This is a genomic window from Herbinix hemicellulosilytica, from assembly GCF_002904165.1.
GTDB lineage: Bacteria > Bacillota > Clostridia > Lachnospirales > Lachnospiraceae > Mobilitalea > Mobilitalea hemicellulosilytica.
In genome coordinates, this window is the sequence record NZ_CVTD020000015.1 from 351937 (window position 1) to 371375 (window position 19439).

The 19439-nt window shown below is 38.7% G+C and carries 21 protein-coding genes; all 21 read right to left on the reverse strand.

Annotated elements, in window-relative coordinates:
• The 21 genes from flhF to fliI all read right to left on the reverse strand — a co-directional run bounded on the left by flhF (position 1) and on the right by fliI (position 19277).
• Positions 1 to 1179 (reverse strand): flagellar biosynthesis protein FlhF, encoded by a 1179-nt coding sequence (gene flhF / locus HHT355_RS06675; RefSeq protein WP_103202646.1) that lies wholly within the window; start codon positions 1177 to 1179, stop codon positions 1 to 3.
• Positions 1179 to 3212: a flagellar biosynthesis protein FlhA gene (flhA, locus tag HHT355_RS06680; protein ID WP_103202647.1), complete on the reverse strand. Its 2034-nt coding sequence runs from the start codon at positions 3210 to 3212 to the stop codon at positions 1179 to 1181. Before flhA ends, flhF begins: the two co-directional genes overlap by 1 nt.
• Before the next feature lie 399 nt (positions 3213 to 3611).
• Complete coding sequence (gene flhB, locus HHT355_RS06685) at positions 3612 to 4742, reverse strand: flagellar biosynthesis protein FlhB (RefSeq protein WP_242967577.1); 1131 nt, start codon at positions 4740 to 4742, stop codon at positions 3612 to 3614.
• A 53-nt stretch (positions 4743 to 4795) separates the two neighbouring features.
• Positions 4796 to 5563, reverse strand: a complete 768-nt coding sequence (gene fliR, locus HHT355_RS06690) for a flagellar biosynthetic protein FliR (protein WP_103202648.1) — start codon at positions 5561 to 5563, stop codon at positions 4796 to 4798.
• Positions 5560 to 5835, reverse strand: coding sequence for a flagellar biosynthesis protein FliQ (gene fliQ, locus HHT355_RS06695; RefSeq protein ID WP_103202649.1), 276 nt, complete (start codon positions 5833 to 5835; stop codon positions 5560 to 5562). The genes fliR and fliQ overlap by 4 nt, the downstream gene beginning before the upstream one ends.
• A 29-nt stretch (positions 5836 to 5864) precedes the next feature.
• Positions 5865 to 6719: a flagellar type III secretion system pore protein FliP gene (gene fliP / locus HHT355_RS06700; RefSeq protein WP_103202650.1), complete on the reverse strand. Its 855-nt coding sequence runs from the start codon at positions 6717 to 6719 to the stop codon at positions 5865 to 5867.
• 12 nt (positions 6720 to 6731) lie between these two features.
• Positions 6732 to 7175: a flagellar biosynthetic protein FliO gene (locus HHT355_RS06705; protein ID WP_103202651.1), complete on the reverse strand. Its 444-nt coding sequence runs from the start codon at positions 7173 to 7175 to the stop codon at positions 6732 to 6734.
• A complete protein-coding gene (locus tag HHT355_RS06710; protein ID WP_103202652.1) occupies positions 7176 to 7538 on the reverse strand; it encodes a response regulator in 363 nt (120 codons plus the stop codon).
• Between the two features lie 14 nt (positions 7539 to 7552).
• Positions 7553 to 8692, reverse strand: coding sequence for a flagellar motor switch phosphatase FliY (gene fliY / locus HHT355_RS06715; RefSeq protein WP_103202653.1), 1140 nt, complete (start codon positions 8690 to 8692; stop codon positions 7553 to 7555).
• 6 nt (positions 8693 to 8698) lie between these two features.
• A complete protein-coding gene (gene fliM / locus HHT355_RS06720) occupies positions 8699 to 9679 on the reverse strand; it encodes a flagellar motor switch protein FliM (RefSeq protein ID WP_103202654.1) in 981 nt (326 codons plus the stop codon).
• 106 nt (positions 9680 to 9785) lie between these two features.
• The gene (locus HHT355_RS06725; RefSeq protein ID WP_103202655.1) at positions 9786 to 10292 is read right to left on the reverse strand and encodes a flagellar basal body-associated FliL family protein; all 507 of its coding nucleotides are present in this window, start codon (positions 10290 to 10292) and stop codon (positions 9786 to 9788) included.
• A 27-nt stretch (positions 10293 to 10319) separates the two neighbouring features.
• Complete coding sequence (locus HHT355_RS06730) at positions 10320 to 11189, reverse strand: OmpA/MotB family protein (RefSeq protein ID WP_146039173.1); 870 nt, start codon at positions 11187 to 11189, stop codon at positions 10320 to 10322.
• Positions 11182 to 11991 (reverse strand): motility protein A, encoded by an 810-nt coding sequence (locus HHT355_RS06735; protein ID WP_330403380.1) that lies wholly within the window; start codon positions 11989 to 11991, stop codon positions 11182 to 11184. Before HHT355_RS06735 ends, HHT355_RS06730 begins: the two co-directional genes overlap by 8 nt.
• Before the next feature lie 133 nt (positions 11992 to 12124).
• On the reverse strand, positions 12125 to 12316 hold the full coding sequence (locus tag HHT355_RS06740; RefSeq protein ID WP_103202657.1) for a flagellar FlbD family protein: 192 nt from the start codon (positions 12314 to 12316) through the stop codon (positions 12125 to 12127).
• 81 nt (positions 12317 to 12397) lie between these two features.
• Positions 12398 to 13876, reverse strand: a complete 1479-nt coding sequence (locus HHT355_RS06745) for a flagellar hook protein FlgE (protein WP_103202658.1) — start codon at positions 13874 to 13876, stop codon at positions 12398 to 12400.
• A gap of 85 nt (positions 13877 to 13961) precedes the next feature.
• The gene (locus tag HHT355_RS06750) at positions 13962 to 14381 is read right to left on the reverse strand and encodes a TIGR02530 family flagellar biosynthesis protein (protein WP_242967580.1); all 420 of its coding nucleotides are present in this window, start codon (positions 14379 to 14381) and stop codon (positions 13962 to 13964) included.
• A gap of 17 nt (positions 14382 to 14398) precedes the next feature.
• A complete protein-coding gene (locus tag HHT355_RS06755; RefSeq protein WP_103202659.1) occupies positions 14399 to 15253 on the reverse strand; it encodes a flagellar hook capping FlgD N-terminal domain-containing protein in 855 nt (284 codons plus the stop codon).
• 28 nt (positions 15254 to 15281) lie between these two features.
• Positions 15282 to 16676 carry a flagellar hook-length control protein FliK gene (locus HHT355_RS06760; RefSeq protein WP_103202660.1) on the reverse strand — a complete coding sequence of 465 codons (1395 nt, stop codon included), beginning with the start codon at positions 16674 to 16676 and terminating at the stop codon, positions 15282 to 15284.
• Positions 16677 to 16753: 77 nt separating this feature from the next.
• Positions 16754 to 17515 (reverse strand): MotE family protein, encoded by a 762-nt coding sequence (locus HHT355_RS06765; protein WP_103202661.1) that lies wholly within the window; start codon positions 17513 to 17515, stop codon positions 16754 to 16756.
• Positions 17515 to 17976, reverse strand: a complete 462-nt coding sequence (fliJ, locus tag HHT355_RS06770) for a flagellar export protein FliJ (RefSeq protein ID WP_103202662.1) — start codon at positions 17974 to 17976, stop codon at positions 17515 to 17517. Before fliJ ends, HHT355_RS06765 begins: the two co-directional genes overlap by 1 nt.
• Entirely contained in the window at positions 17976 to 19277 is a 1302-nt protein-coding gene (gene fliI, locus HHT355_RS06775; RefSeq protein ID WP_103202754.1) for a flagellar protein export ATPase FliI, read from the reverse strand. Before fliI ends, fliJ begins: the two co-directional genes overlap by 1 nt.
• Positions 19278 to 19439: the final 162 nt, after the last annotated feature.

A 19439-nucleotide genomic window follows, 5' to 3' on the forward strand; every position in this document is an offset into this window, starting at 1 on the left:
TTATTGCCCCCTTAGCAGCCTCTTTGCAATGTCCTGCGGATCTATCCGTTCGATATCATCCGGCACATCCTGTCCGAATGTGGCGTAAGATAAGGGCATATTCGTCAGCATTCTTATATTTAATATATTGCCTACATAATTGGTTTCATCCAGCTTAGTGAAAATTAAACTATAGTCGGTTATTTCAGAGTAGACTTCCGTTATCGCTTTTAAATCCTTATATTTGGTGGTAGCACTTAAAACCAGATATATTTCTCTTTCTTCCTTGGGTACTGCTTCAATTAATTTTACCAAGTCATCCCTGTGCTCCTTGTTTCTGTGGGAACGGCCTGCGGTATCTACAAAAATAAGATCATAATCCGAAAATTCTTTTCTGGATTCTTTTATATCTTCCTCATTATATACGACTTTAAGGGGTACCCCAAGAATATTGGCATAGGTCCTAAGCTGCTCCACCGCCGCTATACGATAGGTATCTGCAGTTATAAATGCAATCTTTGCTTTTTCATCCAGTTTAAACCTGGATGCTATTTTTGCTATGGTGGTGGTTTTACCTACACCTGTAGGGCCAATGAAAAATACATACTTCGGTGTATTCTGTGTAGGCGTAATCACTTTGGGCTGTCCTAGTTTAAGGACAATCTTCTGATATACGCCGGACAAGATATTATCCATTGAAGCATCCTTCTTAAAAATGCCTTCTATTTCATTAATAATCTGATTGGCATACTTTTCGTCCACTTCATTAATAACAAGCTGGTTATATATAAGTTGTATGCAGGCAAAATTTTTATTGAAAGGTTTGCTCTTGCCGTTTTCCTTTTCCAATTCTTCTTTTGCAACTATTTGCTTTTCCAGAAGGCTTTGCAGATTATTAAGCTTTTCTTCAATCGCGGATGTTTTTAGCACTGCCTCGTTTTCCGGCTCGGATTTGTCCTGCTCATCATCATATATAATATCTGGAAAATTTCTTTTTTTAGCCGGATGCCTGTCATTCTTATATATTAAATTTTCATCTACGGCAGCCGTAATTTCCACAAGCGGCTTTTTAAATAATCTGTATATACCCTTTGGAGATATAGTTTTTATGTTCATGACAACCGCATCCTTGCCAAGTTCTTCTTTGGCAAGCATAATTGCTTCTTTTTCGGTATTTGCCTGAAATTTTTTGATTATCACTAAACTGTCACCATCCCTACTGACTGTAATTCGACATCCGAATCTATTTCATTATATGATATCACAGTTAAGTCCTTAAAATAATCCTGGATAAGCCGTTTGAAATACATACGGACAATAGGCGAAGTAATTATTATAGGATTTTTTCCAAGCTCCTCCAATTTTTGAAGCTCGTTTTGAACCGAATTGATAATTTCTCTGGTTATTTCGGGATCCAGGGCAAGATAAGCACCATGCTCCGTCTGTTTGACAGAATCCATAATCTCCTGCTCTACCTTGGGATCCAGGGTTATAACGCTTGTCATCTCCCCTTCAGGGAAGAATTTTTTGGATATAGCCCGCTTTAAGCTCTGCCTTACATATTCGGTAAGGACATCAATATCCCTGGTGGAAGGTGCATAATCTGCCAAAGTTTCCAGGATGGTAACCAGATCTCTGATTGAAATTTGCTCCCGAAGCAGATTCTGAAGAACTTTTTGAATCTCACCTACACTAAGAAGTTTGGGAACAAGTTCTGATATAAGTGTTTCGTTGCTTTCCTTAATATTATCAATTAACCTCTGTACATCCTGTCTGGTAAGAAGTTCATGGAGATGCCGTTTTATAACCTCGGTCAGATGGGTTGCAATAATTGACGGAGGATCAACTACCGTATAACCTAATGATTCGGCCCGTTCTCTCTGACTTTCGGTAATCCAAATAGCCGGCAGCTTAAATGAAGGTTCCAGGGTAGGGATACCCGTTATTTCTTCCTCAACATAACCTGGGTTCATAGCCAGATAATGGTCAAATAAAATTTCTCCTTCACTAACTTGTACACCTTTGATTTTTATTATGTACTGGTTAGGATTAAGCTGTATATTGTCACGCAGGCGAATCATAGGAACTATTGTTCCCAGTTCCAGAGCAATCTGCCTTCTTATAAGAACAACACGGTCAAGCAGATCACCGCCCTGATTAACATCCGCCAGCGGTATTAAGCCGTAACCGAATTCCAGTTCAATAGGGTCAACCTGCAAAAGCGCAGCAACATTTTCTGGTTTTCGTATCTCTTCGGCTTCCGTTTCTTCCGTAGATACTTCCCTTTCGATGGAAGATATCTCGATTTTTTCTGCTATGGTTCTTCCGGCCAGAATAAAGGCCAAACCATATCCTACAAATAAAAACGTATTAAGCGGAGTAATAATGCCGAGCCCTATCATACTGGCTCCTACAATATAAAGAACTTTAGGTACTGAAAATAGCTGGCTGACAAGTAAATCGCCGAAATCCGCCTCTTTCGAAACCTTTGTAACCAGGACACCGGTTGCAAGAGATATCATTAAAGAAGGGATCTGAGATACAAGACCGTCACCGATAGTAAGTATAGCGTATTCCTGAAAAGCTTGTGTGGCGTCCATTCCTCTGTTAAGCATACCGGTAACTGTACCGCCCGCTATATTAATAATCGTGATGATAAGTCCCGCTACCGCATCTCCTTTAACGTATTTGGTAGCACCGTCCATAGAGCCGAAAAATGCGGCTTCATCCTGGATTCTTTGCCTGCGTTCCTTAGCCTCTGCATCGTTAATGGCACCGGTATTTAAGTCAGCGTCAATAGCCATCTGTTTGCCCGGCATGGCATCCAATGTGAATCTTGCCGTTACTTCCGCCACGCGTTCGGAGCCTTTGTTTATAACAATAAACTGCACCAATATTAAAACTATGAATATGATTATACCGATAACCATGTCACCGCCACCGACGAATTCACCAAAAACGCGGACAACACTGCCCGGATTGCCGGTTGACAAAATCAGTCTGGTACTGGATACGTTAAGGGCAATCCTGAAAATGGTACTAAAGAGCAAAATCGTCGGGAAAGTTGACATATAAAGAACTTCCTTGGTAAATATAACATTGAACAAAATTACTAGTGACAATGCGATATTCAAGGCAAGGAAAAAGTCCAACAGAGAAGGACTCATAGGTATGATCAAAAATATGATGGCTGCTAATATATATAGTCCAACAAAAATATCATTTTTCTTCATGCCAAGTCTCCCATGCCTTTCCGCAAATTATAGTTTCTATAAAGAATCTAGAAACCTAGAATAGTTTTCTTTGTTTTAATTTATTAACTGAATTTTTACCTTATTGGGCTTTTTACTTTAATTTTAATAATCCTGATTGTTCTTTTTACCTGTTTAACATTGTATTTTATGTACTTTTTATGTCTTGTACTTAATTTTACAATGTACTTTTTTAATAATTTAATTCTTTTATTATTTAATTCTTTTATTATTTAATTCTTTGAATTAATTTTATATTTTTGCCTATTATAATAATCTCATTATTACTTAAGCATATTATTTGTATAAATTCATTTTTAACAGTATATTTTGAAATATTTATAATTTACTCTATAATCCTTATTTATCTTATACCGAAGTTTATATCTTGCCTTTCAATTTATAGACATAGGCAAGAACTTCCGCTGTCATCTGATAAAGTTCCGGAGGAATTTCCGCTCCGACTTCTACATTGTAATAAAGCATCCTCGCAAGGGGTTTATTTTCAACTATTTCAACATTATTCTCCCTGGCAATCTCTTTTATCTTTTGTGCCAGATAGTCTGCACCTTTTGCAAGAAGTATAGGTGCCTCAGCCTTTTCTTTGTCATACTTGATAGCAGCTGCCAAATGAGTAGGGTTAGTAATAACCACATCGGCTTGGGGAACCTGCTGCATCATCCTTCTTTGAGAAACTTCCATCATCTTGCTTCGGATTCTGCGCTTAACCTGAGGATCTCCTTCCGCCTGTTTAAACTCATCCTTAACCTCTTGCTTGGTCATCCTCATATCTTTTTTGAATTTGAACTTCTGATAAATATAATCCGCAATACCGACAGCCAAAAATACCATACTGATTTTAAGGCCAAGATCCAGTACAAGTTTTCCGATAAGGGCTATACCCTGATACAAATCCATATCATATAGAATAAGCAGGGTGTTCCACTCTTTTTTTAAAGTACTGTAGGCAACGTAACCGATTATAATAATTTTTACTACTTCAACTGCCAGAGTAACTACTTTTTCCAAAGAAAATATCTTTTTAAATCCATTTACCGGATTTATTTTGCTGAATTTAGGTTTAAGCGGTTTGCCCGACAGCTTCCATTTTACCTGATAAAGCACGATTACAAATGAAGCTGCAACGGCTATGGCCAACATGGGAAGACTTATAAGTATAACCTTTGTTATTGAAGTTCTTAAAAGCCCTTCAGCCATCACTACGGTAAATTCTCCATCCAGGGCCTTTCCGAAATCCTGAAAGAATCCTCTGAACAGTTCTATAAAATTTTTTCCCATATAACCTATAAATATTTTCAGAGCCAGAAATAAAGTCACCAATTCCGCCGAAACAGTAAGCTCTTTACTTCTGGCTACCTGTCCTTCTTTTCTGGCATCGGAAAGTTTCTTTGCTGTCGGTTCCTCTGTCTTTTCTGCCCCTTCGGCAAAGAATTGCAGACGATAAGGCAATAATCTTTTAATGTTAGTTAAATCTTTATTATACTGTTCCAAATACTCCACCTTATCCTTTGATTATATATTTAACCAATCCGATAAACGTGTCTTTATTTCATCATTTCAATTACAGCCTTAAGCATTTCAATCATCTTGTTGTATATAAAGTCTGCAACCGAGGGTATAAGCCCGACTATCAGATAAAGAACCAAAAGGCCGACTAAAGCCTTAAGCTGTATACCTACCACAAACATATTCATCTGAGGTGCGGCTTTCGTTAGAATACCCAAAACCGTATTTACAATAAGTATGGCTGCAAACATAGGAAGAACTATTCGCATAGCAATAACAAAATAATCAACAAGAAATTGCAGCATCAGACGGTACATATTGGGCGGAAATACCGCCTGACCGAGACCGATTACCTGAAACGAGTCCGCCACAGCCCTGATAAAATAATGATGCAGGTTTGTAATAAGCATGATAAGCAAAATTGAATAACCGTAAAGATTGGCTGTTATGGACGAGCCGCCGCCTAAAATCGGATTTAACTGATTTATCATAGAAAACCCGATTTCCATATCTATCATTTGCCCGGCAAATGACAGAATGTGGTAGGCTATATTTGAAAACAATCCCATCAGAGTACCTGCGATTGCCTCTTTGACAACTAAAATCGAATAACCGATAACTCCGCTGTAATCGAGATTTGACGCAGGTGCCGTATAAAAAAGGATTACTGCCAAGAATATTGACAATCCCGCTTTAACCCTGACGGGAATATTCTTTAATGAAAGTATCGGGGCGGTATATACAAATCCGCTCATTCTAACAAGTATTAAAAAAAATATTTCAAAATTATCAATTGTGAATGTCATAGCGCATTAATATATAAACTGAAATTTGAATACAGTTCCAGCATAAAATCTTTTATTGTTGTCAACATCCAATTGCCAAATATTATCATGACCAGTAAAATTGCAATAAGTTTAGGTACGAATGTCAGGGTTTGCTCCTGAATAGATGTCACCGTTTGCAATATGCTTACGATTAAACCTACAATCAATGATACCAGCAATATGGGAGCTGCAACTTTAAAAATAGTAAATATAGCTTCCCTGGCTATATCTATAACCATATTTTCATTCATAGCTTAACTCCTTTTCATAAAAAGCCATGTTAATAGAAGGTCTTAACCAATTCTCCTACAATTAGGTTCCATCCGTCAGCTATTATAAACAGCAAAATTTTAAACGGCATGGATATCATTGTAGGCGGAAGCATCATCATACCCATAGACATTAAAGTAGATGCAACTACCATATCTATAATAATAAATGGTATGTATATTAAAAATCCTATAATAAAGGCCTTCCGAAGTTCACTTATAATAAAGGACGGAATGATAACCGTAAGCGGTATGTCATCCACAGTTTCTACGGTATCGATTTTTACGATATCCATAAACAGCCTTAAGTCCTTAACGTTTGTTTGTTCCAGCATAAATGTCCTTAAGGGGGCAACCCCTGCTTTAAAGGCTTCTTCCTGGGATATTTCTTCCCTGGATAAAGGCTGAATGGCATTTTCGTTAACCTGGGTAAATACCGGTGACATTATAAAAAATGTTAAGAACAATGCCAAACCGATAAGTACCTGGTTTGGCGGGGTTGTTTGTGTGCCCAGAGCCGACCTTACAAAATGCAGGACTATGATAATCCTAGTAAAGGATGTTACCATAATCAGAATTGACGGTGCCAAAGAAATAACCGTCAAAATTAACAGTATTCTTAAGGTGGCAGGCAGGCTTTTCTCATCCTCATCCGTAGTCAATTTAAATTGAAGTGGTCCCAAAACACCGCTTATGCCATTATCTGTGCCGGGAACATCATTAACCGTATCATTCGTTGTTATGGTATCCTCTATATTTGCAGCTGATACCTTTTTATAACCGGATAAGAACAATAACCCAAATATCATAAGAAGTGCAGCAATGGTCATTCTTATCCCAAACTTTTTAAATTCCGATGCAATCATGGATACCAACCTTTACTCTTTCTTGCTTTTAAACCTTTCAAGTATCTGATTAAAAGATAGTTTTTCAACCTCCTTAACCTCACGGGTTAAGATTTTGTCTTTATCAAGCTCAGTAATAAATGTAATATGGTCTTTTGATACTCCCAAAACCATATATTTATCAGCTATTCTTACCAAAAGCAGCAAATGGTTAAAATTAATTTTATATGATTCTATAACTTCAAAATTGCTGCTTCTTAATTGTCCCAGCTTATATTTTCCGACAAATCTGGATGTATAATAAGCGGCTATCAAAATAACAACCAGTAATATACATAAGCCTAAAAGTTGAAATATGTTATCCCAGGCAGAAAAATTCCCGGGAGTGGCTTTTTCTGCTGTTTGGTTAAGCTTATTAAGCAAGTCATCACTTTGACTGCTTTGCAGAAATATAACCGTATTATTAAGTAAAATCATTTAACCCACAGCTTTCTTAACTGCCTCCAGCACTCTGTCAGCCTGGAACGGTTTTACTATAAAGTCCTTGGCTCCGGATTGTATGGACTCTATTACCATAGCCTGCTGTCCCATGGCTGAACACATTATTACATTGGCAGAAGGATCTATTTCTTTTATCTTCTTTAATGCTTTTATGCCGTCCATCTCCGGCATCGTAATATCCATCATAACCAGATCAGGCCTTGTTTCAGCATACTTCTCAACTGCCTTAAGGCCGTTTTCTGCTTCTCCTGCGATAGTGTAACCGTTCTTAATCAAAATATCCTTAATCATCATTCTCATAAATGCTGCATCATCACAGATTAAAATACTCTTAGCCATATCAACTCTCCTATCTACTGTAATATTTTCTGTCCTTGCTTAATTATTTCAGTAACTCTGATACCGAAAGCTTCTTCCATAACCACAACTTCACCTTTGGCTACAAATTTGCCGTTTACGAGAACATCTATCGGTTCTCCGGCAAGCCTGTTAAGCTCTATAATGGTACCGGGTGCAAAATCAAGAATTTCTCTTATGGATTTGCTTGTCCGGCCCAGTTCCACAGTAACTTCCAAAGGCACGTCCATAAGAAGATCTATGTTTTCAGGAGGAACAGTCTGAGGTGCCGTAGGTGAAAACGGAGCAAACTGTGCCGGTTGAACATTTATATCTTGAACAGGTTGCTGCATGTACGGCATTTGATTAGGCATAAATCCCGTCGAGATACTTGCTTGCTGCATTTTCAGCCCCCTTTCATCGTCTTTGGGAGTAGATTCGGATTTTTTCTCCCTGGTTTCGACCGATTTATCCGGTTGCATTGAATGTGCATTTATAAATTCTTGATAAAGGTTTCTTGCGAAATCAAAAGGATAGAGCTGCATTAAAATACTGTCTACCAAATCGCCGATTACCATGTGGAATGATACTTTGACGAAAGAGCCTTTTAAGAAATCTGCTATATTTTCACCGCTTACCGCTTCACCCATGTCGACTATTGCCGCCGAAGGTGGTGAAATTGATACTCTCTTTTCCAGCATAGAGGAGATAGAGGTGGCTGCCGAGCCCATCATCTGATTCATGGCCTCAGATATGGCACTTAAGTGTAGCTCCGATATCTCTCCGTCAATATTTGTACCGTCACCACCCATCATCAGGTCGGTAATGATTTTAACGTCTTTTTCTTTTAATATCAAGATATTATTGCCGTCTAACCCGTCATCATAATATATCTGTATAAAAACACATGGTCTGTCATAGCTGTTGACTATATCCTGCCAAGTGGCATATTCAACTACAGGCGTTGTTATGGTAACTTTTTGATTTACTAAAGTAAAAAGGGTTGTTGCAGCAGTTCCCATGCTGATATTGGATATTTCACCTATAGCGTCTTTTTCAGCATCCGTTAACTGCTCAGTTTCCTTTGTTTCCTGAAAGTCATCGCCCAAACCGTTAAGCAGAGCGTTTATCTCTTCTTGAGACAACATTCCATCCATAGCCTCTTACTCCTCTCCTCGTATAATTGACGAAATTTTAACCGCATATGAACCCGAATAAGAACCCGGAAGGGCGGTGAATTTATGCAAATTTCCGACATATACATTTAATTCATCAGTAACTTTTGTATCAAGTTTAATGATATCACCCCGCTGCATATTCATAAAATCGTTTACAGATATTGTGCTTTTTCCCAATACTGCTCTTATGGGAATTCTGGCTTTAGAAATTGCTATTTCAATAAGATCCTTATAGGATTTATTGTCGCTTGTCTTCATGGTTGAATACCAATATTTGGTATTCAGCTTATCTATAACCTTCTCCAGGCAAACATAAGGAAGACACAAATTCATCATACCGTCAATATTACCGATTTTTATGTTTAATGTAACTATTGAAATCATCTCGCTGGGTGAAATGATCTGGGCAAACTGTGAATTGGTCTCTATCCTTATAAGCCTAGGTTCCAAAGTAATTACATTTGCCCACGGGTCTCTCAACAAATTTGTACATATATTAAATATCCGTTCAATAATTACCAGCTCAATTTCCGAAAACTCTCTGGGTTTATCTAACGGATATCCTCCGCCTCCAAGCATCCTATCTACAATAGCATATCCAAGATTATTCGACATTTCTATAATTATATTTCCCTCCAGAGGAGAAAAATCAATTATTCCCAATAATACCGGATTTGATAGGGCGTTAGTAAACTCCGAAAATGTAACTGCTTCCGAGTTAATAACCTCCACCTGCACGTTCTTTCTCAGATAAGCAGGAAGATTTGTCGATAAAAGTCTTCCGTAATGTTCAAATATTATATTCAAAGTCCGCAGGTGTTCTTTCGAAAACTTGGACGGTCTTTTAAAATCATAGTTTTTAATGTTTTTCTCGCTGGTCTGCTTAAAATCTTCCGCATCAAGTTCCCCGCTGCTTAAAGCCGCCAGCAAATTGTCTATTTCGTGTTGGGATAAGACGTCGCCCATATATCTACCTCCTAGTATTATACACCACCCATAATACCACAAAATAACCAGATTATCATCATTTTTCTTTAAATAAACAGTATCTTACTAATATTGCATCAATTTTCTATTGGTACATAATGTTACCGAAAGAAATATTAATTATAAAGTCAGATTTAAAGAGCTCCTGAATTCTAACCAGTACCTGATCTTTTAATTTATCTTTCATCTCCATAGCCTCATCTATTGTAAATTTGGCAAATTCATCGGTAACAATTTCTTTTATGTTGTTCTCATATTGCTCTAAATATGGTTTCAATTCTTCATAATCATTATGGGTCTTATTCAAAGACAATGACAGATATAAAACCGCATAATGTTCTTTACCGTCACTGTCTTTTAGCCTGCAGGCAAGTCTTTCATCAATAAGATATGTTTCAATATCCGAAACACTTAAATTCTCTATGCTATTCTCCGGAGATTCAAGCTCCAAATCTATTAACTGTGCTACCTTATTAACCAACTTTGCCGTTTTGTTTGAAGCTGGTACCATTACAAATATCAGCACCGTCGAAAGTATAATATTTACCAAGCACATTGCCATTATAATAACCGTCAGTATGTTCTTTCTCATATTACGTCTCCCCTTTTCTCTGGGTATTTATTTTCCAGAATATTCGTTATAAATTCTTATCTCTATTCTTCTGTTTTTAGCTCTTCCCTCCGGAGTACTGTTGTCGGCAATCGGTTCGTATTCACCCCTGCCCGAATATTTCAGCATCTTCGGGTCAAGCTTATTGTTTTTTATCAGAAACTCAGCCGCATTTAAGGCTCTTGCTGATGAAAGCCAATTATTGTCCTTAAACACATTATTTCTGCTTACCGGGACATTGTCTGTATGGCCGATAATCTCTATAATATACCCATCAAAATTCTTTAAAACTTCACCTATCTTTGAAAGAATTGGTTCTGCATCAGGCCTGATATCAGCTTTGCCTGAATCGTAAAGAACCGAGCCTCTCATTGAAAGCTGGACGTATCTGTATTCAGGATCTATACTAAGTTCCACATAGTTACCCAAATCCAGTTCCTGCGTAAGTTCTTCGATGGTTTCATACATCTTTCCGGAAACTTCCTGCATTTTTTCCTTTATAATCTCATAAGCTTCGTCTAAATTATTTTCAGTTTGGGGATTTTTAATATTGTCATCGGGCTTGGAAGTATTGTCTCCTTCGTGATCGGTTACATCGCCTTCACTGGAACCGGACCCCGAAAGATAATCATCCAAATAATTTAGCTGCGTCATTCCGGATGTAATCAGCGGGCCTTCACCTAATTCTCTGGTACCGTCAAATATACCGAAGGTATTGGACATCGATATGGCTATATTCTGAAATTTCATTTCATCCATATCCGACATGGCAAAAAGCATAACAAAAAAGCAAAGCAAGAGATTCATCAAATCCGCAAACGTGTTCAGCCATGGTGCACTACCGCCACCGGAATCCGATCCCCTTTTTTTTCTAGCCAATATTTTCACCGCCTTCTTCCTGACTAAATGCAGCCTTACGTGCCGGGGAAAGGAATGACTTTAATTTTTCTTCTATTACTCTTGGGTTTTCTCCTGCCTGAATTGACAAGAGTCCTTCCACCATTAATTCCTTTACCATAATTTCACTTGCATTTTTTGATTTAAGTTTTGTTGATATGGGAATACATATCCAGTTTGCCAACATGGACCCGTAAAAGGTAGTAACCAGCGCAACCGACATCTGAGGTCCTATTGTTTCAGGGTTTTGCATCTGCCTTAACATATTTATTAGACCGATTAAGGTTCCGATCATACCCCAGGCAGGTCCCATTGCCGCCAGGGAATCCCAAAATCCGGTTATTTCGGCATGTCTGTCTTCTATACAATTTAACTCCGTTTCCAGTATGCTTCTTACCAGTTCCGGATCAGTACCGTCTACAATTAACAATACACCCTTTTTCAAAAAATCATCGTCTATACTATTGGCCGCTTCTTCCAACGCCAAAAGTCCTTCTTTTCTGGCTATATTTGACAATGCAATTATCTGCCTAATAGTTTCCTCTTCATTGATTTTCTGAACTTTTAAAATCAATGTAAAACTCTTCAGGTATTTAAAAAATGTTTTTAAATCCGGAGCCATAATAAGTACACAACATAAAGCTCCTCCGAAAGTAATCAATATCGAGGCAAAATCATAAAAGTTTCCTAAATAATCAATAGGATTACCAAATACAATACCATATACAACAAGAACTGCACACAGTATCAATCCTAAAATGGATGCTAAATCCAAAACTGCCACCTTCCATCCTTGTAAATTTATAAAATCATCCGTTATCTATCTATTTGAACATTTTTTATATTCTTCATAATGATTCTTAATGGGAAATACACGAGTAATTTTTAACAATTGCTTTTCTATTATTAAATTCTTTCTACAAATCTCTACAAAATATCTCTTTTTTGTATAATATTACTAAATTTTTTACTTCTTGTCTACTTTCTTTTACGATAATTTTATTGCCTGTAGTCAATGTTATTACCGTATCGGGCAATTCTTCAACCCGTTCAATCAGTTCCGCATTTACTGTCATCTTGTTACCGTTTAATCTTGTTACTTCAATCATATAATTCCCTCCCGACCTGCTTTATAGGTTAGGGTGGCAGCAGGAGTACTGCCACCCGTTTACTTTTTCATATTAAATCAATTATCTCTTAAGATTAATAAGTTCTTCCAAGAGGGAATCCGATGTTGTAATAATTCTGGAGTTAGCTTGGAAACCTCTCTGAGTAGTAATCATCTCGGTAAATTGCTGTGCCAAATCTACGTTTGACATTTCCAAAACGCCGGTAGAAAGGCCTCCGCCTACCTGGGTAGGGTCTTTTCCTTTACCGTCAAAGTCACCGGAGTTTTGGGTTGCTCTGAACATATTATTTCCCACAGCCTCAAGTCCGGCAGGATTGGCAAAGGTTGCAACCACAATCTGGCCAAGCAGCTTGCTGTCTCCGTTGTCGTATCTTCCGTATATTTTACCGGCAGCATCAATGCTTACTCCTGTCATATAACCGACTTTTTTACCTGCCCCTAAGCCGTCTAGGCCTCCTCTGGTAGCTTCCAGAGATGACTTGCCGCTGGTTGAATACATGGTAGTCTTGGAAAAATCTATATCAATAGGTCTAAAAGGATTTCCGCCTGTTGAAGCGGTTGCTCCTATGGTCAGTGTAACGTATTTCAGCTCATCATCGTTCGTGTCGCCTGTCGTGCTGCCGTCTCCTATACTTACAAAAGCACCTGTTGCACCGTTAAATGTCAGAAGTACGCTGTCTCCGGCTTCTAAAGTTACCTCACCGGTTTCTTCGTCAACTTCAACATCGTATGTAACGTCTCCGAATGATATCTGGCTGATACCCGATCGGGTATATCTTTTTGAACCGTCTGTATCTTCTTCTTCCACAACAAAGATGGATTTTCCGGTTTCATCCTTGATGTCCACAACATCTACAGCATAAACATTGGTAGCTTCATCGTCTGCCTGTCTTACCCTTAATTCTGCCTTATAAGCATGTCCTCTGCTGTCGTAAAAATTCAAAGTTACCATAATACCGGTTCCGTTATAAGCTACCTGTGAATCTTTGCTGTCTATATTTCCGGATACATATGCTTTTGTTGTAGCTTCAGGAGTCGTATACATATTTTCCGGAGACATAATTCTTAAAGGTGAAACTTCGCTGGCTACGGTCTTTGTCGGATCACCGGGATCGACCTGCCATCCCATAACAAATGCTCCGGAAGGTGTACACAAGTTTCCTTGAGCATCTATATTAAATGAACCTGCTTTGGTGAAATAATTCGTTCCACCGTAATTGACTATAAAGAAACCGTCTCCGTCAATCATAACATCAAAAGGATTATCGGTTCTTTGGGATGCCCCGGTCACATTTACGGATGTAGTTATGGATGCCACATTCGAACCTAAACCTATCTGCATGGCATTACGGCCTGCGGTGCCTGTTGAAGCGTTCGGTCCTGTTGCGCTTTGTGTGGTCTGATAAAATACATCCGAAAAAGTTACGGAACTTGCTTTAAAACCGACTGTATTTACGTTTGAAATATTATTACCTATAACATCCATTTTTGTCTGATGAACCTTAAGTCCGGATACACCAGAAAATAATGATCTCATCATAATTAATGACCTCCTTCATGTGCTTTGCAAACAGTTGTATCCAATCTGTCAGTCATGGATACTAAAGCCTCCGTAAGGTCCGGCTTTACATTATTACAGCACCGTCAATATTAGTAAATATTTTTTCTTCGCCTTCATTTACCGCCGTAATTACCGTACTGTTTTTTATATTTACGATAAATGCAAGGTCGTCGATAAGTACCAGTGACTCTCTTATTCCCTTCTCAGACGCCTTCCTGGCACCGTTTAGCAGCCTTTCATACTGTTCATCCGTAAGATCGATATTTCTGCTGGCAAGTCGTTCATTGGCATGTTTTGAAAACTTTAGCTCTGTAATCTGTGTCTGATTTAAGCTTGCCTGTTTTTCTTTTAATATCTCATCAAAGGGTTTTCCCGGTGTATGTAAATTACCCTTTTTTGCTCTGTCGCTACCGTTTAACGGGCCTACAGGCATTACGGAAGGAATTTTGCCTATGGGAATATTATTAATAGGTATGTTATTCATAAATATCACTCCGCCTTTTAAAGCTGACTTTCATTTTCAGGCTCAGCAGGCTTTTCTTCTGTAACATCCCCTGGGACTACTTCGTCTGTAACAGTATTTTCATCACCGGTCTGGTCCTCATCATCCACATCATCATCTCCGGGAACAACATCGGAGTTCTTGACAGTTATTGTAACCATGTCTTTAACTACCGTGGTCAGAGGATCATTAAATATCACTGTTACCTTGTAAACACCGTTAGGTGCTTTTTGGAATACAGATTTATCAATAATAACCTTGTTGTCCTTAAGGGTAACGACAGATGAATCCAACAATGTATTTTCTACAATTACGGCGACCTCATCCGCCTTTGCTTCTCCCTCGCCCTGATATACCTCAAAAACTATATCCGAAGGATTCTTAGCATCGTATTCCAGTTCTGCCTTCTTGTCTATACGGGGCCTTCCCTGTTCAAGGATATAAGTATCATCAATGACACTGTCGATATCCTCGATGGAATAAAGCTTTCCGTTTACAGATATGCGGGCTTTATTGTTAGACATATTTACATAATCCACTCTGCCGCTAATATAGTTGATATTTCCCAGATCGCTTTTAGTCTTTACTATGACATATTTGCCTACCAGACTTAAAGCTTGTGAATTAGATGCCATTGCATTTAAATTTTGCATCTGTTCCAATTGGGAAAATGTAGCCAACTGGGCAATGTATTCGGTATTAGTGGCCGGATTAAGAGGGTCCTGATATTTCATCTGCGCTACCAATAACTGCAGGAAAGCATCCTTCCCCAGGGTATTTTTTGCCGTAGTTTCCTTTGTACTGCTTGTCTGGTCAATAACCCCATTTTTGACCGGCTGAATTAATTCACTCATGACTTTCCTCCTTTTTTGCGCTTACCGGCTAAGCCGTATAATCGATATTGTGACCGCTGACACCGGTAATCCTGACAGGTGTACTTTCTTCTGCCGGTTCTTCGCTCATGGCTACGGCTTCTTCGAAAGTAATCTTTCGTCCGCTTCCGCTTTCTTTCTTTTGCGTACTGCCCTGGTCACCCAAATTGCCGTTTTGCTCAAATGAGTAACCGGCTATGGTAACTTCTATGCTTTCAACCTTTATTCCTTGCTGTGCAAGGTTTTCTTTAAAGGCCACCATCTGTCCTTCCAAAGCCGCTTTAGCCGATTCGTTTTGAACAATGAAGCGGGCAGACAGAACACCTTCCGCATTGGAACTTATGGTAAGGTTTACTTTACCGAGGTGTTCCGGATATAACTGAAGTTCCATGGTAGTCTGTCCGGGTTTTGCCATAATGCGAACCTGCTCTATAATCTCGCGGGCAATTTCTTTAATGTTGGTAAGTCTAACGGTGTCTTCGGAAAATTCGCCTATGCTATTTTCATAACCGGCCTCTAACCTGTTAAGGAAAGCCTCAAATCCGTCAGTTAAATCAAGATTTTCATCCTTATTGTTTTCTTCTGCCTGATTAGCATTGCTGTCTTTAGCTTTGTTTACAATTATGTCAGCATTGTCTGAGTTTTCGGCAACAGTACCGACCTTAGCCGTATCGGTTACAGTTTCCTTTTCGGTTTGTACCTTATTATTTTCGGTTGGGTCATCCTGCCTAAACTGAGCCAAAATCTCTTCATTTGCGTCATTTTGATCGATTAATTGAATGCCGTATTCTTTTGTAATCTGTTCAATCTCATCCCGGGTAAGCCCTATGTTAGCTTCTTTGATGATCTTGTCCAAAGTTTCGGTAAGATTTTTGAATGTTTCACCGACCTGCTCATCAAGAAGCAATACTGTGGCATCAACATTACCGCTGTTATAAAGCACCAGACTTTTAATTGCCTGCATATCCAACAGATCGATATTGTCAAGGCCAAGCTCTTCCATCATCTTGCTAAGCTCTTCATCTGTAATATTCAGAGCTTCGGTTATAGCATTCCGGATCTGATTAAACATAGCCATAATTTGCTCGGCTACTGCGGAAATATATACGGCATTGTTTTGGTCATCAGCCTGCTCCTCGGGCAACTGACCTTTAAGAATGTCACCGGTCTTTTTAGGTACCGCTTTGTAATCAGTACTTACTGCCGCAGTATTATCTGCCTTTTCCTGTCCGGTTTTAGCTGTTGTTTTTGTATCACTTTTTACTTCAGCCGATTTTCCGGAACCTGCACAGTTACCAAGCAACAGGTCAAAATTGCTTTGGCTGCTTTTCTTTGTAAAAGTGCTTCTATCGGCAGTACTTACTGTCAATGCCGAAGCATTCATTGTAACGTTTTGCATCACCATTCTTTTCCCTCCTTTCTTAGTAAGATAAATTTATCTACAACAGGGATAAAAATCCCTGATGTATTCCGACTTATAATTTACTTTGCAAGCCTTTCTTCATCCATATCAAGCATTTTCTTTGTAATCTTTGCAGCCATTACATAATCCATCTCGGCTAAAATTTTAGAACTTTCACTGGGCCTCATGGCAAGAAGAATCTTTGCCACGGATTCTATATCTGCCGTCATTGTTTCTAAAATCTGAGCAGCCGCCTTAGGCTCCATCTTTCTGTAAATATCGGCTTTTTCCTTTATGGCTTGCGAATACTCAAGCTGTTCCACTACTTGTCTGTATATTATCTCGGCATTGGCCGGATTTATATCTTCATAAAATTTCTTATATTCTTCCAAATCCGGAGCCTGATCTGCAAATACAACTTTTTTGTCAAATTCCAGTTGCCTTTCCTCAAACTCCTTCTGGCTGTCTTCAAACTTCCTGAGTCTTGCTACTTCCGCCAAAAGCTCGTCCTTCTCGCCTTTAATTTCACTTTTGTCGTCTTCCAATCCTTTGATTATTTCTTCCAATTCTTTTATTCTTGCTACCGCCTCAGCCAAAGTTTTATATTCATAGTTATTTTCTTTTGCCAGCTGTTCATCCGATACTTTTGGAAGAATTTTATTGATAAGAGGGACATCTTTTATTATGGGTCTTAAAACACCTGAGCCAAATCCTCCTACGTCAAACTTTATTAGAAGTCCGAATATTATAAACCATAAAATGGCAATCGCAATGGCAATCAAAACGGTCAATATCTTGCTGCTTTCTTTTTCTATCCCTTCATTGTTTTTGGTTTTTGCCATTATCTATCCTCCTCATGCAACAAAACGCTGCCATATATAAAACTGTTGTGCTCGTCTATTTCTTTTTGCTCTTCGGCTTCATATTCCATCATATATTCCTGCCATGCCTTTTCTTTAAGTTTCTCCTGGGTCTTTCTTTCAACCATGGCTTCATTAAGACGCGCCCTTGCTGTTTCCAGCCGCTTTTTTGCCGCCTTTACTACAGCGATTTGATTTTCTATTCTTTCATTCATTATATTAATAGCTTCCGAAAGCTGTTTCATTTTTATAATATTAAGCCTGCTTGTGCAAAGCTTTCGCTGTTCGTCTTCATAAAACGTCTTTTTTTGCTTTAAAATTTCAAGCTTTTCCTCTTCCTTTTTCAAATTTGCGAGGGCATTGGCATAAACAAGCTTTGCCTGATCTTCCAATTTTATTTTAATTTTCAGTATGCTTTCCATCCTGTACCGGAACTTTTTCATTATTTTTCAAAAATCTCCTTTAGCATAGCAATCTCTTGTTCAAAATCAAATTTTTCACTTGTTTCCTGCATAAGAAATTCATTAACCTGCTTAATCTTTGAGATTGCATAGTCTATATCGGGATTGGAACCGTTTCTGTAGGCTCCTATATTTATCAAATCTTCTGCATCCATATATGTAGCCAGAACATTTTTTAATTTGTTTGCCGCTTCTTTATGTTCTTTTGTAACAATCTGGTTCATAACACGGGAGATGCTTTGCAAAACGTCAATAGGCGGATAATGGTTTTTATGGGCTAGTTTTCTTGACAACATTATATGGCCGTCCAAGATGCTTCTTGCTGTATCGGTTATAGGCTCGTTGAAATCGTCACCGTCCACCAATACGGTATATAGCCCTGTTATCGATCCCTTTTCCGAATTGCCGGCTCTCTCCAATAGTTTCGGCATTTCGGCATATACACTGGGCGGATATCCTCTGGAAACCGGCGGTTCTCCCGAAGCTAAGCCGATTTCTCTTTGAGCCATACAGAATCTTGTAAGCGAATCCATCATAAGAAGGACGTCTTTACCCTGATCCCTGAAATATTCTGCTATTGCGACGGCAGTCTTGGCTGCTTTTTTACGGATTAAAGCAGGTTTATCCGAAGTTGCTACAACCACTACCGAACGTCTTAAGCCTTCTTCGCCTAAGTCTCTTTCGATAAATTCCCTGACTTCCCTGCCTCGCTCTCCTATCAGGGCTATAACATTTATGTCCGCTTTGGTATTCCTTGCAAACATTCCCATCAGTGTACTTTTACCGACACCGCTGCCGGCAAATATGCCTATTCTTTGCCCTTTACCCACCGTTATAAGACCGTCTACAGCCTTTACTCCGAGCGGCAATACTTCATCAATTAACTTACGTTTTAGCGGGTCCGGAGGCGACGCTTCGGCTTCATAGAATTTATTGCATTTTAACTGCGAACCGTCCATAGGATTTCCAAGTCCGTCAAGAACTTTCCCCAAAAGTTCTTCACCGACCGGAACTTTAAAAGATGTTCCGGTGTTTTCGACCAGGTTTCCTATGCCTACTCCGGTCATATCATCATAGGGCATAAGCAGAATTCTGCTTCCTTGAAAACCTACCACTTCCGCCAGCTTTTTATTGCTTTCGCCACAGGTTATGCAGCAGACGTCGTTTAAATTGGAAGCAGGTCCCGAGGCTTCCATGGTAAGTCCGACCATTTTAACTATTTTGCCGTATTCTTTAAAGTAGTTTTTATCAAGTAGCTGCCTGTATTTTTCAAAATTGATAATATCCATCTGTTCCTACCTTCTAAGCGTTAACTTCGGATAGCTTATGCGACTTATGATGTATATATAGTTTTTTATATCGGTATTTTAATGATAATCTTAGATTTAAACGATAACCTTTGCAGTTTAACTTAAGATAAACCGAAATATCCATGGTTATCGAAT

Bases quoted from the DNA above. Each gene is read 5' to 3' on its own strand.
- HHT355_RS06755 (WP_103202659.1), bottom strand. From the start codon at position 15,253: ATGAGTGAATTAATTCAGCCGGTCAAAAATGGGGTTATTGACCAGACA.
- HHT355_RS06725 (WP_103202655.1), bottom strand. From the start codon at position 10,292: ATGAGAAAGAACATACTGACGGTTATTATAATGGCAATGTGCTTGGTA.
- fliY (WP_103202653.1), bottom strand. From the start codon at position 8,692: ATGGATGGAATGTTGTCTCAAGAAGAGATAAACGCTCTGCTTAACGGT.
- HHT355_RS06745 (WP_103202658.1), bottom strand. From the start codon at position 13,876: ATGATGAGATCATTATTTTCTGGTGTATCCGGACTTAAGGTTCATCAG.
- HHT355_RS06760 (WP_103202660.1), bottom strand. From the start codon at position 16,676: ATGGTGATGCAAAACGTTACAATGAATGCTTCGGCATTGACAGTAAGT.
- HHT355_RS06710 (WP_103202652.1), bottom strand. From the start codon at position 7,538: ATGGCTAAGAGTATTTTAATCTGTGATGATGCAGCATTTATGAGAATG.
- HHT355_RS06750 (WP_242967580.1), bottom strand. From the start codon at position 14,381: ATGAATAACATACCTATTAATAATATTCCCATAGGCAAAATTCCTTCC.
- HHT355_RS06705 (WP_103202651.1), bottom strand. From the start codon at position 7,175: ATGATTTTACTTAATAATACGGTTATATTTCTGCAAAGCAGTCAAAGT.
- flhA (WP_103202647.1), bottom strand. From the start codon at position 3,212: ATGAAGAAAAATGATATTTTTGTTGGACTATATATATTAGCAGCCATC.
- fliJ (WP_103202662.1), bottom strand. From the start codon at position 17,976: ATGAAAAAGTTCCGGTACAGGATGGAAAGCATACTGAAAATTAAAATA.
- fliM (WP_103202654.1), bottom strand. From the start codon at position 9,679: ATGGGCGACGTCTTATCCCAACACGAAATAGACAATTTGCTGGCGGCT.
- HHT355_RS06765 (WP_103202661.1), bottom strand. From the start codon at position 17,515: ATGGCAAAAACCAAAAACAATGAAGGGATAGAAAAAGAAAGCAGCAAG.
- fliQ (WP_103202649.1), bottom strand. From the start codon at position 5,835: ATGAATGAAAATATGGTTATAGATATAGCCAGGGAAGCTATATTTACT.
- fliR (WP_103202648.1), bottom strand. From the start codon at position 5,563: ATGACATTCACAATTGATAATTTTGAAATATTTTTTTTAATACTTGTT.
- HHT355_RS06740 (WP_103202657.1), bottom strand. From the start codon at position 12,316: ATGATTGAAGTAACAAGATTAAACGGTAACAAGATGACAGTAAATGCG.
- fliP (WP_103202650.1), bottom strand. From the start codon at position 6,719: ATGATTGCATCGGAATTTAAAAAGTTTGGGATAAGAATGACCATTGCT.